This is a genomic window from Ferrimicrobium sp. (assembly GCF_027319265.1).
Lineage (GTDB): Bacteria > Actinomycetota > Acidimicrobiia > Acidimicrobiales > Acidimicrobiaceae > Ferrimicrobium.
This window is the reverse complement of the sequence record NZ_DAHVNP010000030.1, coordinates 14,764-30,373: the sequence shown is the minus strand read 5'-3', so window position 1 is coordinate 30,373 and position 15,610 is coordinate 14,764. Positions and strand designations below refer to the sequence as shown.

13 protein-coding genes are annotated in these 15,610 nt (G+C 58.2%); 5 read left to right on the top strand and 8 right to left on the bottom strand.

What is annotated here, in order from left to right; all coding sequences use genetic code 11:
• Positions 1 to 3 precede the first annotated feature (3 nt).
• Both M7439_RS04090 and M7439_RS04085 read right to left on the bottom strand, forming a co-directional pair.
• Positions 4 to 1,521 carry a hypothetical protein gene (locus M7439_RS04090; protein WP_298345278.1) on the bottom strand — a complete coding sequence of 506 codons (1,518 nt, stop codon included), beginning with the start codon at positions 1,519 to 1,521 and terminating at the stop codon, positions 4 to 6.
• Positions 1,518 to 2,141 (bottom strand): hypothetical protein, encoded by a 624-nt coding sequence (locus tag M7439_RS04085; RefSeq protein ID WP_298345281.1) that lies wholly within the window; start codon positions 2,139 to 2,141, stop codon positions 1,518 to 1,520. The genes M7439_RS04090 and M7439_RS04085 overlap by 4 nt, the downstream gene beginning before the upstream one ends.
• A gap of 105 nt (positions 2,142 to 2,246) precedes the next feature.
• Between M7439_RS04085 and M7439_RS04080 the strand changes: the two genes are divergently transcribed.
• The 3 genes from M7439_RS04080 to M7439_RS04070 are packed head-to-tail and all read left to right on the top strand — an operon-like array spanning position 2,247 to position 5,609.
• Positions 2,247 to 3,803, top strand: a complete 1,557-nt coding sequence (locus tag M7439_RS04080) for a circularly permuted type 2 ATP-grasp protein (RefSeq protein ID WP_298345284.1) — start codon at positions 2,247 to 2,249, stop codon at positions 3,801 to 3,803.
• 1 nt (position 3,804) lies between these two features.
• Positions 3,805 to 4,761 (top strand): alpha-E domain-containing protein, encoded by a 957-nt coding sequence (locus M7439_RS04075; protein ID WP_298345287.1) that lies wholly within the window; start codon positions 3,805 to 3,807, stop codon positions 4,759 to 4,761.
• Positions 4,758 to 5,609, top strand: a complete 852-nt coding sequence (locus M7439_RS04070; protein ID WP_298345289.1) for a transglutaminase family protein — start codon at positions 4,758 to 4,760, stop codon at positions 5,607 to 5,609. The genes M7439_RS04075 and M7439_RS04070 overlap by 4 nt, the downstream gene beginning before the upstream one ends.
• 8 nt (positions 5,610 to 5,617) lie before the next feature.
• On the opposite strand, the gene M7439_RS04065 is transcribed toward M7439_RS04070, so the two are convergent.
• The 4 genes from M7439_RS04065 to M7439_RS04050 form a co-directional block, all read right to left on the bottom strand.
• Positions 5,618 to 9,148: an ABC transporter ATP-binding protein gene (locus M7439_RS04065; protein WP_298345292.1), complete on the bottom strand. Its 3,531-nt coding sequence runs from the start codon at positions 9,146 to 9,148 to the stop codon at positions 5,618 to 5,620.
• Positions 9,149 to 9,238: 90 nt separating this feature from the next.
• Entirely contained in the window at positions 9,239 to 10,177 is a 939-nt protein-coding gene (locus tag M7439_RS04060; protein ID WP_298345295.1) for a pirin family protein, read from the bottom strand.
• Positions 10,178 to 10,242: 65 nt separating this feature from the next.
• A complete protein-coding gene (locus M7439_RS04055) occupies positions 10,243 to 10,971 on the bottom strand; it encodes a GntR family transcriptional regulator (RefSeq protein ID WP_298345298.1) in 729 nt (242 codons plus the stop codon).
• Between the two features lie 60 nt (positions 10,972 to 11,031).
• The gene (locus M7439_RS04050) at positions 11,032 to 11,673 is read right to left on the bottom strand and encodes a ribonuclease HII (protein WP_308464389.1); all 642 of its coding nucleotides are present in this window, start codon (positions 11,671 to 11,673) and stop codon (positions 11,032 to 11,034) included.
• A gap of 131 nt (positions 11,674 to 11,804) precedes the next feature.
• On the opposite strand from M7439_RS04050, the gene M7439_RS04045 reads away from it, so the two are divergent.
• Both M7439_RS04045 and M7439_RS04040 read left to right on the top strand, forming a co-directional pair.
• Entirely contained in the window at positions 11,805 to 12,416 is a 612-nt protein-coding gene (locus M7439_RS04045; RefSeq protein WP_298345305.1) for a hypothetical protein, read from the top strand.
• Positions 12,413 to 13,180, top strand: a complete 768-nt coding sequence (locus tag M7439_RS04040; RefSeq protein WP_298345308.1) for a PIG-L deacetylase family protein — start codon at positions 12,413 to 12,415, stop codon at positions 13,178 to 13,180. The genes M7439_RS04045 and M7439_RS04040 overlap by 4 nt, the downstream gene beginning before the upstream one ends.
• A 65-nt stretch (positions 13,181 to 13,245) precedes the next feature.
• Here M7439_RS04040 and M7439_RS04035 read toward each other — a convergent pair whose 3' ends face one another.
• Complete coding sequence (locus tag M7439_RS04035) at positions 13,246 to 14,793, bottom strand: AMP-binding protein (protein WP_298345311.1); 1,548 nt, start codon at positions 14,791 to 14,793, stop codon at positions 13,246 to 13,248.
• A 70-nt stretch (positions 14,794 to 14,863) separates the two neighbouring features.
• On the bottom strand, positions 14,864 to 15,610 hold the full coding sequence (locus tag M7439_RS04030) for an enoyl-CoA hydratase/isomerase family protein (RefSeq protein ID WP_298345314.1): 747 nt from the start codon (positions 15,608 to 15,610) through the stop codon (positions 14,864 to 14,866).

Here is a 15,610-nt window from a genome sequence, read left to right as displayed (position 1 = left end):
GCGTCAGGCAAACTCCCCCTCGAGCCACCAACGTTGTGCCTCTCGAATCACGAGACTGACCCCTTTGGGGGTGATCACCATCAGCCGCACATACCGTCGACGGCGGTGTTCCCACCAGCGCTCAACGACGACCCAAGGGCCATGAAAAGCCGAAATCACGAGCTGCTCACGGCCACGAACGAGCACCGCGGGTTGAGGAAGAATGACTCCGTCCCCGTACACCCCCACGGGAACGCCAGCGACATCAAAGAGGCCGACCTCACGGGGGTGTTGATAGACCAGGCTCGGGGCAGCACCGCGCAGACGACCTGGCCACGGAGCCCCAGTATCATCTGAGGGCATCGGAGATGGCCATCGGCCATTCCAAGGAACCCAAACACCCTGCTCGCCTAGGGAGCGACCACCCTGCAGCACCGGCACGCGCACACTAGCGTCGCCATAGAGTGTCGTCAAGCGAGTCAATGTTGCAAGAATCGCCGACTCCTTGAGCTCCTGGCGATCGAGTGTCAACTGACGTCGACGCAATGGAGACCATCCCAATGGTTCGACACGCACCTCAACCAACGGATCACGACGCGACCGCGTCGCCTGTTCGAACCATCGAAGTCGCGCGATCAGTTCCGTAGTACTTGCCCCATCAAGTACCTCCACCACCTTGGTCAGCTCACCCGTCGTCGTGACGAGGACCATATTCGCCTTCACAAGTACCAGTCCACTCTGTTCGGCGGCGTGGACAAGTCGATCGAGCGGTCGCATCAGGCGGAACGAGATCCGTTCGGTGGTGTCGCCATCGAAGACAGTCGTGGTGCACATCACGATCTCGGAGAGATCATCATCCCCGACGACAAGGTCGGCTTCAAGGCGACAGAGACGATGCCAGCGCAGCCCAGTGCCACCAAAACGTGCCGCCACCACAGCGCCGTCGAGTCGTTGAAAATCAGCAATTCGCTCCATCCCAACCTCGCGCAACACCGCTGCCACCGGCGTTGGAAGGAGTTCAGTGACTCTGCGCTCGCCCACAAACGACACCGACTCCCCCGGACGTATGCGACACCCAAGGCGTGCTGCTACCAACGCAACAAAAACAGAATCAGCCGCCCCAAGCGTGGCGCGCACCTGGGGGTAGGTCTGGGTCAGCGACGCAATAACCGACTCGATAGCCGCAAATACCTGTGGTTCGGACCCAAAGTATCGAGTCATCGAGCCCAATGGGGCTATGAACGAATGTCGGTAGCGACGAAAATGAGGAGAGACGGCGTCAAACATCCGCAACAATCGTGCAAGCCACTGCTCTTCCCGATACTGATCACGCTCTCGCACCTCCAGCATGGGACAGCGCGCCATCGCCTCCGACGAACGCATGCCGACCACAACACCATGGTGTTTGGCTGCCTCCGCTACCTCCACGATCTGACCTCGGTACACCACTGCAGCGCAATCACTTACCGTAAGGTCGAGCGCCAGCGCCGAAATTCCAGTGAGATCGAGAGCAACCACACGTCGAGGAGTGGTCAGCATCATTGTGCCACCGTTGTTGCCATACCGACCGTGAGCCCATGCTCTTCTGCCGCAATACGCAGGATGGGAGACCCCAAGGGGCACTCTGGCGTTGGGACACCCCAACCGAGTTCCTCGACGACGAGCGTCACCCCAGGCAGAGATCGTCGGAGCTGGTCATGCTCGATCGTCACCATACGATCAAGCATGACCAGTGCGCTTCTGCGCTCCCTAGCCCGCGCGACGAGTCGGTGCCAAGAACGGTCGAGAACGGCCACATCCAACACGACAACATCAAAGGCTGCAACAAGCAGAGCAATGACCTGGTTCATCTCAGATTCATGATCGACCAATAGGACACGAGAAAGATCCCAACCGGCGCGTGCTAACGCCACCACACCAAGATCGTGGAGGCCAGCAAGGGCGATGTTGTAACCCGCTTGAGAGGTGACACTGAGCATCTCAATCATGGCGGTGTAAGACCCTGCTCCACAGACGCTGGTAACGGCGCCTGCCAGCAATCCACCCTTTGGGAGCAACGTCGCGTACTCGGCCTTGAGCGGTAACGTTGTCGGTGGTTGATGTGGGGTCGCGTCGAGCAACGATGAGGTAGGCAACAGCTCCATATCGACATAGTAGTACATTTGTTCGCTTTTCTGGCGTGGGTTCGACTGCACATGCTCTCATAACCATGATGAACAACATGTTGCTTGGGAAAATCGTCGAACCAGATCTGCTAAGGTTGCGCTATGGAGAATACCCTCCTTGACGCATACGCGATCTCGGACACCTTCGACGAGGTGCTCACTGCGCCGGGACTTCCGCGCCCAGGTTGCATGGAGCTCTACAGCGCGCTCCAGGAGCTCAGCGAGACCGAGTTCGAGCAGCGCTGCCAGGAGCGAGACCTCTCGTTCCGTGACCGTGGTGTCACCTACTCCTTCGCGGGATTGGAGGCACCCTTCCCGCTCGACCCGATCCCGAGGATCATCTCCTCACAGGAGTGGGCCTACCTCGAGAGCGGTGTCATCCAACGAGTCCGCGCACTCGAAGCCTTTCTCGACGACGTCTTCACCCAACAGCGGATCTTTCGAGATCGAATCATCCCCCACCGGCTCGTTCTCTCCTCTCCACTCTTCATTCGACAGGCCTACGGACTGGCACCAGCCAACGGTGTTCGCATCCACATCTCGGGCATGGACATCGTGCGGGGCCATGATGGGAAACTGATGGTGCTTGAGGACAACCTGCGAACCCCGTCTGGAGTCTCCTATGTACTCGAGAATCGGCGGAGTATGACGCGCATCTTTCCAGAGTTCTTTCGTGGTAACCGAGTGCGACCAGTAGCAAACTACCCGACAGAACTCCTCCGCGCCCTCGTAGCGGCAGCCCCCCAGGGCGCGACTTCGGATCCAAAAGTGGTCCTCCTCACACCTGGCATCCACAACGCTGCCTACTTCGAACACACCTTTCTTGCTCGGCAGATGGGTGTGGATCTCGTTGAAGGAGGCGACCTAGCCTGTCGGGACGGCATCTGTTATCTCCATACCACCGAGGGCGACCAGCGAGTCGATGTCATCTACCGACGAATCAGTGACGATTACCTCGACCCGCTCTACTTTGAACCCTCTTCGTTGCTTGGCGTACCTGGCCTCGTCACCTGCATCCGTGCGGGCAACCTCACCGTCGCAAATGCAATCGGGAATGGCGTCGCCGACGACAAACTCACCTACACCTATGTTCCCGACATGATTCGCTATTATCTTGGTGAGGAGCCGATCCTCGCAAACGTTCCAACCTATCGGCTTGAGGACCCCGAGGTCCGTTCATGGGTCGTCAAGAGGCTCGACCAACTCGTGCTCAAACCAGTCGATGCCTCGGGTGGTACCGGAATTGTGATCGGACCTGATGCCGACGAGGCAACGCTCCTTGCGGCGAGAGCAGCGATGCTTGCGAACCCTCGTGGCTGGATCGCCCAAGAGGTGGTCCGGCTGTCGACCTGTCCAACCAGAGTTCCTGAAGGCATCGAACCCCGACATATCGACCTACGTCCGTTTGTCATCAACCAAGGGGATCGCATCTGGGTACTTCCTGGAGGGCTCACACGGGTTGCCTTACCGAAGGGCTCCCTGATCGTCAACTCCTCCCAGGGAGGCGGTTCCAAGGACACCTGGGTACTCGATGCCACCGCAGACAAGGTTGATCTCCATCCCACCAACGGCGTCGCGGCTGGCGAACATCTCGTCCATCAAGCGACTGCTCCTGAGCCAGATCACCCGCTGCAAAGCACGAAACAACAGGAGCAATGAGATGTTGGTTCGTATCGCAGCATCACTTTTCTGGCTAGGTCGTTACCTGGAGCGCGCCGATGATACCGCTCGCATCCTTGAGGTACACCTCAATCATGAGCTCGAGTCTGGATCAACAGCCCCACAGAGTTCCTTCCTCTCTACCCTCGGTTTTGACAAGCTTGACGGCGACGAAGCCGACTCAGCGACGCTCTTTGCCACACTGGGCTTCTCGCTCGACCATCCAAACTCGATCGCATCCTCAATTGTCGCTGCCAGAAGAAACGCTGGAGGGCTAAGGGAACTGTTGCCAAGCGAAGTTTACGAAGCCATCAACATCGCTGATCGCCTCCTCGTCAAAATGCCTCGCAGAAGTACTTCCCTCTCCGAATTTTTCCGCTACGTCCGCCTTGCCCATGAGCGCGTTGCCATCACCGTCGGCCTCCTCAACGAGAGCTTCCCACGCGATGATGGTTGGCAATTCCTCCAACTTGGGACCTTTATCGAGCGTGTCGATATGACGCTTCGCCTCCTCAAGTTTCGCCTCGTCTTCGCACCAGAAAGTCGAGATTGGGTCACGACGTTGAAGTACTGTTCTGCGTATGAGTTCTATATTCGCACCTACCATGGTCAAGTAGAGCCCGAGTATGTGCTCGAATTTCTACTCGTCGATCGTCTGTTTCCGCGCAGCGTCCAGTTCGGCCTACTGACGGCCGAGCGTTGCCTGGAACACATCGCACCCGACACCCATCGGAGCGCTCCGCCCGCTCCAGCCCAACGAATCCTCGGTCAGGCAAGAGCCACGATATCCTTCTTGACGAGGGAGGACCTCACCACACGAATCGAGACACTGCTTGAAGACTTGAGTCTTGCCTGCTCTCTCGCCTCAGATGCCATCACTCAGCAATACTTCGGAGACGTCCGCGGACAATCATGGCAACGCGAAGTAGCCACCGCACTGCCACGGAGTGGGCGATGAGTTGGATTCTCTCCATCGAACACTCGTCACACTATCGTTATTCTCTCGCGTCAGATGGATCTCTGAACGAAGCAAGAATGCTCCCCCAGTCGGATCGAACTCAGTTTGTTCTCGAACGCAGTCTGGTCGTGACGCCGTCGGCTCATGTGCTGGGTTACCAAGACTACTGGGGGACGCTCGCACATATATTGGAGATCCACCAACCCCACCGAGAGCTCTCGATCATCGCTCGTTCCCGTGTGCAGACAGGAACAGCCGCACTCCCACGAGATCCCTCGCCACCCTGGCAACACTATCGCGATCCCATCTTCGATGACACCTTTGCGGAGTTCCTGGATCCTACCGCCCTCACACTGGTCGAGGATTCCGATGAAGTTGTCAACGCGCTCGAACTCCTGCTCGCGCGTCCGAATCCATCTGAGGCAGCACAGTGGGCCTCAGACCTGGTCCACGAACGGCTCACCTATGAGGCTGGATCTACCGCGGTCTCCACTTCGGCAAGCGAGGCTTGGTCAATACGCAAAGGCGTCTGTCAGGACTTCGCCCACCTATGCATCGCCTTTCTCAGACGTCTCGGCATACCAGCTCGCTATGTCTCTGGCTACTACTACCCAGACCAGGAGGAATCAATAGGCGAAGTCATTGATGCTGAGAGCCACGCATGGGTTGAGGCATGGGTCGGTTCATGGCTGCCACTCGATCCAACCAATCAAGTCTTCGAACCCGAGCGGTACGTCGTGATCGGTCGTGGTCGTGACTACACTGACGTCCCCCCCTTGATCGGTATCTACCGTGGTGGCGGCACCTCCATGATGGAGGTCCATGTGCGGGTGATCAGAGAGTCCTGATCCATCGTTTAGGCCGAGAGTTCCCAGAGCGATGCGTAGTGGCCACCCTGGCCAATGAGGTCAGCGTGTGTTCCCTGCTCGGTGATCGCGCCATGCGATAGCACGTAGATCTGATCCGCCTTCAACAGGGTGGAGAGCCGATGCGCAATCACCAAGGTCGTCCGGCCAGCCAGAACCTCGTCCAGTGCCGTCTGCATCTGCGCCTCTGCAACGAGATCGAGCGAGGAAGAGACCTCGTCGAGGATGACGATTCGTGGGTCCTGAATGATGAGCCGGGCCAAGACGACTGACTGCTTTTGCCCAGCTGAGAGTCGAACGCCCCGATCCCCGATGTCATAGTTAATCCCCTCATCGTTTCGGTCAAGAAAGCCGCCCAACCCAACCATCCGACAGGCACGTTCGATCTCGGCAGCCGAGGCATCCGGACGGACAAAGGAGACGTTTTCGGAGATGCTGCCAGTGAAGAGAAAAGGCTCCTGTGGGAGATAGGCGACTTGGCGGCGATACTGATGCAGATCGAGATCGACCAACGGGACTCCGTCGACCATCACCATCCCTCCCGTCGCGTCGTAGAATCGCACCAACAGCTTGGCGATCGTCGATTTTCCCGCTCCGGTCTCGCCAACGAATGCGACGCGTGCCCCCGGAGCGACATCAAAGGAGACCGCATCGAGGGACGGGTGTTCTGCTTGGGGATATTGGAAGGTGACATCCCGGAACGTGATTGCACCCTGGACTTGTTCGAGCTGAACAGGATGGTCACTGGGATGGATAGAGATATCGCGCGCCATTAAGCGCCGAATTTGACGGGCAGCCACCCGCGCCTGCTGGAACTGGTCAAAGGTCTGCGAAAGTTGTTGGATCGGAGAGAAAAACTGACTGACATAGAGGGTAGCCGCCAACAGCGTCCCAACCGCCAGCGTGTGGCTCAACACCTGACTCCCACCATAGAGCAGTGTCAGTGCAGTGGTGACATCCGCCAGCATCAACAAAAACGGGAAGTAGATAGAGATCGCCTTCTGCGCATCCATACGCGCATCGCGATACCCACTGCTCAAAGAATCAAAGCGATTGATCGCTTCGCGGCCACGGTTCTTTGCCCGAGAGGCTCGCACCCCAGAGACCTGTTCCTGGAAGTTGGCGTTGACCGCCGCGATGCGTTCTCGTGCCGTGGTATAGGCCCGATTGGCGTACCGTTGGAAGATGATGCTCGCCGCAATGGTCAGCGGCAGGCTAGCGATCAAGACGAGCGCGATACTTGGTGCGATGATCAACACCACCACCAGCACAAGGCCGAAGGAGATCACCGAGACGAGTGCAGTGATCAAGCCATTTTGGACAAGATTAGAGAAGGCATCGACATCGCTGATCATGCGTGTCATAATACGACCCGACATCTCTGACTCATAGTAGTCCATGTCGAGGCGAAGGATTTTTTGGAAGATCCGCGAGCGCAACAGTAGCAAGAACTTCTCTGCCGCAAGTCCTGCAATCACCTGTTCGAGGATCACGACGATCAGATCGACCACGGAGATGATACCGAGGGCGAGGGCCGCATCCAGGACCAGTGGCCGCGCGTGACGCAACACGCCGACATCGATACCCGAACGCAGCACGAGTGGGGAGGCAAGGCTCAACAGCGCATCGAGTGCAACCAATATCGCACCAACGATCACGCCAACCCGGATGAGCGTAAAAAGACTCCCAAATCGGAAACGCTCATCAACCCAACCAAGATCAACCCAACGGTCGATCAGCCGTGGAACCACCACCGGAACCTCTTGTTTGACGACAGGTTCAGCATCACTCTCCACAAGAGCGATCCTTGGGGTCTCGACGAGCGCTTCGGACTCACCGCTCATGAGTTCGACGTAGGCCGGCTCCGTTGCCAACAGTTCCTCGTGGGTACCGATCGCGATGATGCGACCGTGATCCATCAGCACGATACGGTCAGCCAGATGTAAGGTCGATCGCCGATGGGCAATAAGAATCATCGTCCGCCCAGCACCCGCTGAAGCAACCGCGTCAAGAATTTCCGCCTCGGTTGCCGGATCAACCGAAGAGGTCGCATCGTCGAGGATGAGTATGGGTGGCGATCCAAGGAGGGCACGAGCAAGTGCAATACGTTGTCGTTGCCCACCAGATAGACGGACCCCCCGCTCTCCAACCACGGTCTCGTAACCTTGCGGAAGATCCATCACAAACTCATGGACCCGTGCTGCCCGTGCTGCCTGCATCAACTCATCTTCGCAGATATCTGATCGACCCAGGGCGATGTTGGCTCGCACGGTATCAGAGAACAGAAAACTCTCCTCAAAGACGATGCCGATCGATTGGCGCAGGGATCCAAGATCCCACTGGTTCACTGGCACACCATCGATGGCGATTACCCCCGTTTGGGGCTCATAGAAACGGGGAATGAGAAGGGCGAGCGACGACTTTCCAGAGCCAGATGAACCGACAACAGCGACGGTTTCGCCGGGTGTAATGGTCAGGTTCAAGCCATCGAGCACCGGCGCCCCTGGCTTATAGGCGAAGTGGACATCGCTGAACTCGATGGCGCCGTGGACCGCCACTGGAAGATAGGGATCCGCTGGCTGCACGATCGCAGGGTTGATCTCGAGCAGTCCGAAAATGCGCTCCACGCCGGCTCTCGCCTGTTCGGAGAGGGCAACCAAGACCGAGAGTTGACGCACTGGCAAAATCAACTCAACGATGTAGGTGGTAAAGAGGAGAAAAGCGCCGACCGCGAGATGGCCGTTGATGGCCGCATACCCTCCAATGCCGATCACCAGCGCCTCAGTGAGTAACGGGACGAGTTGGAGAAAAGCCTGCAGCTTCGCCTGACGCCAGATCGTAGCCACCCTTGCCCGATAGAGGCGTCGCGCCCTTGTATGGAGGCGATCCAGCAGCACATCCTCAAGAGCAGATCCCTTGACGACGGCGATCCCTCGTACCGTCTCCTCGACAACCTCGTTGACCGCCCCCTTCTCCTGCTGCGCGATCAGACTCACCGGAAAAATCTGCTTCCGCAACCGTATCGAGGCTGTCCCGATCAGCACAAGGGACAACGCCACCAAGAGTGCAAGCGGCCAGTACACCACAGCCATCACGACGATGGAGAGCAGCGCGAGCAGCGCATTACCAAACAGCCGAGGCAGAAACGCAAGCAACCCTTGGATCAAGGAGACATCGGCGTTCGCCTCGGAGACCAACTGACCGGTCTGCAACGTATCGTGAGCCGCGAAGTCGATGCGCTGTAGGTGATTGAAGATCCGAGTTCTCAGGTAATGTTGGACACCAAGGGCCAAGCGTCCACCAAAGAAACGACGCAAGAAGGCAAGACCAAAGGCGGCCACCGCCAGCACGATCAGCCCCACCAGCCAACCAACCTGTTCGTGATGGCCGTGCAGCGAATCGACAAAAGCCTCCTCGAAGATGGGCACAAAGAGCGTCGCTACTGTTCCAAGGATGGCAGTGGTCAGAGCAATGAATAGCTCCTTCCGCTGTGTGAGCACCACTCCAACGAGTTGAGCCATCCACCCTTTCTTCAATCTCCAACCACCTCTGCTATCGTTCGCTTGGTTACGCCCCATTCAGCCTAGTTCGATGCCAAACCTATCGAGGAATCACAGGTGCGTTACAGGGATCTGACCCATTCTCCCTGCCTGGAAGTCGGCGATCGCCTGTTCAAGCTCGGCACGGGTATTCATAACAAATGGTCCATAATGAGCGACCGGCTCGCCGATAGGTTGGCCACCCAGGAGAACCACCTCCGCATCACCGACACCAGGGTTGACCAGTTCAAAGAAGTCACCCTCACCAAAGACCGCTAGTTGCGACGCCTGTGCATCCACGCGCGTCGATCCAAACTGGACGGTACCCTCCATCACATAGACAAGAAGATTGAAGGCTGCGGGCCAATCAAGCGAAAGGCGTGCACCCGGATGCAGCGTCGCATGCACCATGTTGATCGGGGTGTAGGTAACGCCGGGACCCCGCAGATCAGTGCCGAGTCCACCCGCGATCACTCGCAGGCGAACATCACGGTACGGACTCGTTCCCACCGCCACGTTCCGATGCCCGATGTCCTGATAGCGAGGCTCCACCCACTTCTGTCGAGAGGGTAGATTGACCCACAGTTGCAGTCCGTGAAAGAGGCCTCCTTGTACCACCAGCTCCTCCGGGGGGCGCTCAATATGGAGAATGCCAGCACCTGCCGTCATCCACTGCGTGTCACCTTGACCAAGGCTGCCACCACCCCCGATTGAGTCCTGATGGACGAACTGACCCTCCATGAGGTACGTGACCGTCTCAAACCCACGGTGAGGATGCCATGGTGTGCCTTTTGGCTCGCCTGGTCCATACTCCACCTCACCCATCTCATCCATGTGGACAAAGGGATCAAGCTCTGACATCGGCACCCCAGCGAAGGCCCGCTTCACCGGAAAGCCCTCACCCTCCAGACCGCTTGGTGCCTTAATCAGCCTTCGCGGGAGTCGCTCACGAGCGCTCGCTCCTATGGTACTCGTTACGATGGTCGCCTGTTCGAGCCCACTGGATACCACGGTACACCTCATCTTCCGTTGCAGTTGCAACTATTATGCTAGTCGCCAGCTTTTCGCGGTGGGCACTATCGGCCCCACTCACTACGGAAGCGGACCCGGGCTGGGACAAGGATAGTTCGTCGGAACTCTACCAGCTCCTGGTGCGAGTAGGCAGTCCGTTCGACCACCAACACCGGTTCCGTCTCGGCAATACCAAGTAATCCAGCCTCGCTCGCTGAGGGCATCGCAGCGGAAACCTCGTCGACGCCAGCCGTGACCGTGATACCAGTTCCTGACTGGAGCACGGCGTAGAGTGACCCCACCTGAGTCAGGTCAACATCCTCGAAACTATCGGCGTTCGCTCGCGGCAAGTAGGCCCGCTCAAGGGCCAAGCGCTCATGTTGGGATCCACGCAATCGCTCGATCAAGAAAAACTCTCCGGACTCTAGCCCGAGTCGATGCGCCAGTGCCGGTTCGGAGATTAGTCCCTTCCAGAGGAGTTCTGCGACCTCCTCAAGCCCAGACTCTGCGATCTTACCAGCTAAGGAAAATCGGTGATTGTGTAGCGACTCAAAACTCTCTCGCGCAACCACGAAGGTGCCTTTACCCTGTCTCGATTCAAGGTATCCCTCGGAGCGCAGATAGCGTATCGCTTCACGCACCGTTGACCGTGACACCTTGTAACGTTCCACCAGTTCAGGTTCGGAGGGGAAATGGCGATAGTATCGTCCAGCTTCGATCCCCTCGCGCAGGGCCTCAGCGAGCTGGGCCCAGAGCGGCAGACCAGAGGCTGCATGCGACTGTGGCTCGATCACCAACCACACACCCAATCGACACGCCGGGCCCCCTTGTTGCTAGTCTCCACATCTTTTAGTCTACTTTGCCTCTTGGGGAGAGAAAAACCGAGTGGGCAGGGGCGCACTCAGCGCCTGCACCGGCCGAAATGAACGGCGGTGCTCAACTGAAGGTCCTTGCCAAAGGAGACCAAATCGGTGCCGTTTGGAGCCATACCCCTTCGACGCGAGAAAATCCCAATAAGGCAACTCCTGGTCAAGGCTCGCCATCACCGCATCACGGGCCAACTTGGCTGCAATCGAGGCTGCCGCGATCAGTGGATGCGCACGATCGCCACCCACGATCATCTGCACGTTGGAACGTTGAAGATAGTTGTGCTTTCCATCGAGCAACAAACAGTGATCATCAATGGCCGCCGTCGTCTTTCTTCCCAGCTCGACCAACCCTCGCTCGGCCGCCATGACAAGCGCCGCTGTCAACCCGAGGGTATCGATCTCCAATGCCGTCGCGTACCCAACACCAAAATCCAGCCCTGCATGTTGGAGCTGCTGAAGTAGCGCGCGCCGCCGTTGTGGCGACAGTGCCTTCGAGTCATAATACGATTCCGTCTGACGGCGCCTAAGAATATGCCCTGCGATCCTCTCATCGCCGGCAGCGACACCGACCGCCAGTGGACCAGCCCAGGCGCCCCGTCCCACCTCATCAATACCCACCGACATCATGGATAGGCTAGCCCGCCCTAAGGGTCGAACCCCCTGCGACTCCGACGATACCAGGCGATCTGGTCGGCTCGTAGGTCCGCGCTCCCCAGAGGTGTCGTAATGAGTGGCGACACATGGCTAGGATGATGCCCGTGTCAGAACCCAATGATGTCGCCTTCGTGGTTCTTCAAGGCGACCCTGCGACATCGAAATCGCGGCTGAGCGCTGTCCTTTCGCCAGAGCAACGAATGGTGCTCACCCGTTTCTGTCTGCAACGCATCACCGACCTCACTGAGCTAGATACCCTCTACCTGTTGGCCGAGAACGAACAGGCCGCGAACGAAGGCCTTCGCCTCGCCATCACCCCTATCCTCCAACAGGGGGTTGATCTCAACGCTGCCATTCGTGCAATCGTCACCTCCTCCGCGCTCAAGGCCTATCGTTGTGTGACTATCTTGCCCAATGATCTACCGTTTCTCGCAAGCCTGGAGGCGTACCGACAGAGGCCAACTGCGAGGATCTCTCTGGTCACCCCAGACTCTCACCTATCGGGGACCAATCTTCTTCGCGTCCCAACCTCGGTCCAAGACCCCATCTTCGCCTATGGCCAAGACTCCTTTTTCCATCACATCCAAGGTGCAAAAGTTCGGGAACTCGCTGTTGAAGTCACGCCCTGCCCTTCCGCCTTCGATATCGATACACCAGAAGATCTCATTCTTGCTCGAGAGATCTTCCCTGATTCAGAACTCTGGGACCTCTTATGAACACACAACGTGATGGATTCGCGACCTACTTTACCACCTCTCCTCAGAGGATCAGCAAGGATCTTGAGGTCCCCGCAACGGTCCTGGCCATCGGTGCGCACCCCGATGACATCGAGTTCGGCTGCGGCGCCACCCTCGCTAAATGGGCGGAACGCTCATGTGCCACGCATATCGCCATTCTGACCGACGGGCGACGCGGTACCTGGAATCCGACACAAGACCTGCTCGCACTAGCGGTCTCGCGCCAAGCAGAGGCCCGGTCGGCAGCCCTCGCATTAGGTGCCCAGGCACCCCTCTTTCTTCAACAGATCGATGGAGAGCTCCGCGCCACCTCTGATATCGTTCTTCGTCTCGTAACGCTCCTCCGATCGATCCGCCCCTCGGTCGTCATCACTCATGACCCATGGAAACGCTATCGTCTTCACCCGGATCACCGCGTTACCGGTGAAATCGTGCTCGAAGCGCTCGTACAGGCTCGCGACCAGAGCTTCTGGCGAGAACTATCGCTACCAGCATCACGGCCTGACGCCCTTCTACTCTTTGAGGCAGACGTCGAGGACCATAGCGAGACCGTCGAACAACGTCACCTTGAGGCCAAGGCTCAAGCCCTCGCGTGTCACCGTAGTCAGTACCCTTCGAGCTATGGCCTCGCACCTGAGACAGCGGACGCAACGGACCACCTCCTGCCTCATCTCATTGAGGTAGCCTCTCAACCCGACAGCGCCCACCTAAGCGAGCGCTTCAAGCTCATCACCGACCTCTAGTGGCGGCGGGCCCTCACACAACTGCGGGGGCCTTCGCATCACCCGCAGCACGATGACTCTTGGGCTCAGTTGACGAGGCGTTCCTTGCCCTCCCAATACGGTGCCCGCAATTTAAACTTCTGCAACTTGCCCGTGGCGGTTCGGGCTAGCTCCTCACGAAACTCGATCGAGGTCGGGCACTTGAAGTGCGCCATACGCTCCCGGCAAAACTCCTGCAGCTCCTTCTCCGTTGGATTCGTGCCCTGCTTCGGCACAACTAACGCCTTTACTGTCTCGCCCCACTTGACATCAGGCACGCCAATCACCGCCACCTCTGCAACGGCTGGATGCTGAAAGAGTGCATCCTCTACCTCGATGGAAGAGACGTTTTCTCCGCCGGTGATGATGACATCCTTCTTCCGGTCGAGAATCCGGAGGAATCCATCTCGGTAGACACCACCGTCACCCGTATGGAACCATCCGCCAGCAAGGGCCTTCGCAGTCTCTTCAGGCTGCTCCCAATAGCCTTTGAAGACCTGATTCCCTTGAGCGAGCACCTCACCATCGACATCTTCAGCGATACGAACACCAATACTCGGAGTCCCAGCCATCGATAGACGACGCGCAAGCTCCGCCGGCTCCAACGCATCCCACTCCTGTGGCCGACGGTTCACCGTCAGCAGCGGAGAGGTCTCCGTCAAGCCATAGATCTGGATGAATTCCCAGCCGAGCACCTCCTGGATGCTCTCGATCGTCCGCGACGGTGGCGGCGCGCCTGCGGCAACCACACGCATGAGATCACGCCCTGGGATCTGGCGACCCTCACTGGCCCGACGCTCCGCACCCTGCAACGCGGCAGCCCAGACGGCCGGTGCACCACAGGCGATGGTCACACCCTCGTTTTCGACGTTGGCAAGGATGCTCTCCCCATCGATCTTTCGTTGGATCACATGGGTACCGCCCATGCCAGTTATTGCATAGGGCATACCCCAACCGTTGCAGTGAAACATGGGCAGCGTGTGCAAAAGCACATCTCGATCCGTCACCGTCGTGTGCCAACCAAGTGTCGATGCGTTCAGCCAGGCGTTTCTATGGGTCATCTGGACCCCTTTAGGACGAGACGTGGTGCCAGAGGTGTAGTTGATCGAGCAGGCAAAATCCTCGTCACCCGCCCAGACTGGAACCGATGCACCCTCGGCCAGGGGTGCAAAGAGCTGGGCATCCTCTACGCCGTCAAGGATGATCGACTTCTCGACCTTGACACCACCGAAGACATCGGCATACTCCGGGTCGATCAGGAGAAGCCGTGTACCCGAATGGTTGACGATGTATTGCACCTCATCGGCGTTCAATCGATAGTTGATGGGCACCAGGATCCGTCCATAGCCAGAGACACCAAAGTACGAGATCAAGAACTTCCCGGCGTTCGGAGACACGATACCAATCCGGTCCCCTACCTCATAACCCATCGCCTCGAGCGTGGAAGCCATACCCTTCACGCGCTGGCCTATCTCACCATAGGTCAACCGGCCCAGCGCACCAGGAACACCAGGATCATCGACCAGCGCTAAACGATCGGGATATACCTCGACGGCGCGATACAGGAAATCCAAGACGTTGAGTTCAACTTTCATCTGCCCCCCCTTTTGACGTGCTAAGCCATGGTCTACGTCTACTGTAGCACGTCACCTACGATCGCGAAATTCAAAGACCAGTGAATCGGGGACTGCGTCGCTCGGCGAATGCGCGAAGCCCTTCTTGATAGTCCTGGCTCGAGAAGATCGCGACCCGCTCATCCTCGGTTATGCGTCCATTCATGCTCGCCTTCGCCGCGGCGATCGACCGCGGTGCCAGCGTAGCAATTCGCAGCAGCTGCGCCAACACCTCGTCGCTCGAAGCAAAAGCCTGGGTCACAAGGCCAAGCGCGACGGCATCACCGGCAGCAACTCTCCTCGCGGTCGCGATCAGCTCCAGAGCGTTGGCATAGCCGACCCGATCGCGCAATCGATGGAGGGCCCCATCGGGATAGGCCGTACCGACCTTAGCGGCAGGAATTTGAAATTTGGCGTCGTCCACGGCGTAGACAATGTCGCAGGCCGCGGCGATGCTGACACCCCCACCCAAACAGTAACCCTCCACAACGGCCACGACTGGCATAGGCATCTGGCGAGGAATGAGTAGCGCGGCCTCGGTACGTTGGTCATAGACCAACGTATCAGCCCCTTGTCGATAATCGCCAAACTCACTCAGATCAGCACCGGCGCAAAAATTGCCGTTCACCCCCCGAATCGCTACGACCCAGACGTCCCGGTCCTGCGCAAGTGCACCAAGCACCTCCGACAAACGTTCCCACATCTGAATCGACATCGCGTTCACGCGCTCAGGGTTGTCGATCCAAACCGTCGCTACCTTAGTACCGGCGTCAACCTCTGCGAAGACGTTCCCTTGCAC

Bases quoted from the DNA above. Each gene is read 5' to 3' on its own strand.
- M7439_RS04080 (WP_298345284.1), top strand. From the start codon at position 2,247: ATGGAGAATACCCTCCTTGACGCATACGCGATCTCGGACACCTTCGAC.
- M7439_RS04075 (WP_298345287.1), top strand. From the start codon at position 3,805: ATGTTGGTTCGTATCGCAGCATCACTTTTCTGGCTAGGTCGTTACCTG.
- M7439_RS04050 (WP_308464389.1), bottom strand. From the start codon at position 11,673: ATGATGTCGGTGGGTATTGATGAGGTGGGACGGGGCGCCTGGGCTGGT.
- M7439_RS04085 (WP_298345281.1), bottom strand. From the start codon at position 2,141: ATGTACTACTATGTCGATATGGAGCTGTTGCCTACCTCATCGTTGCTC.
- M7439_RS04065 (WP_298345292.1), bottom strand. From the start codon at position 9,148: ATGGCTCAACTCGTTGGAGTGGTGCTCACACAGCGGAAGGAGCTATTC.
- M7439_RS04040 (WP_298345308.1), top strand. From the start codon at position 12,413: ATGAACACACAACGTGATGGATTCGCGACCTACTTTACCACCTCTCCT.
- M7439_RS04035 (WP_298345311.1), bottom strand. From the start codon at position 14,793: ATGAAAGTTGAACTCAACGTCTTGGATTTCCTGTATCGCGCCGTCGAG.
- M7439_RS04070 (WP_298345289.1), top strand. From the start codon at position 4,758: ATGAGTTGGATTCTCTCCATCGAACACTCGTCACACTATCGTTATTCT.
- M7439_RS04090 (WP_298345278.1), bottom strand. From the start codon at position 1,521: ATGATGCTGACCACTCCTCGACGTGTGGTTGCTCTCGATCTCACTGGA.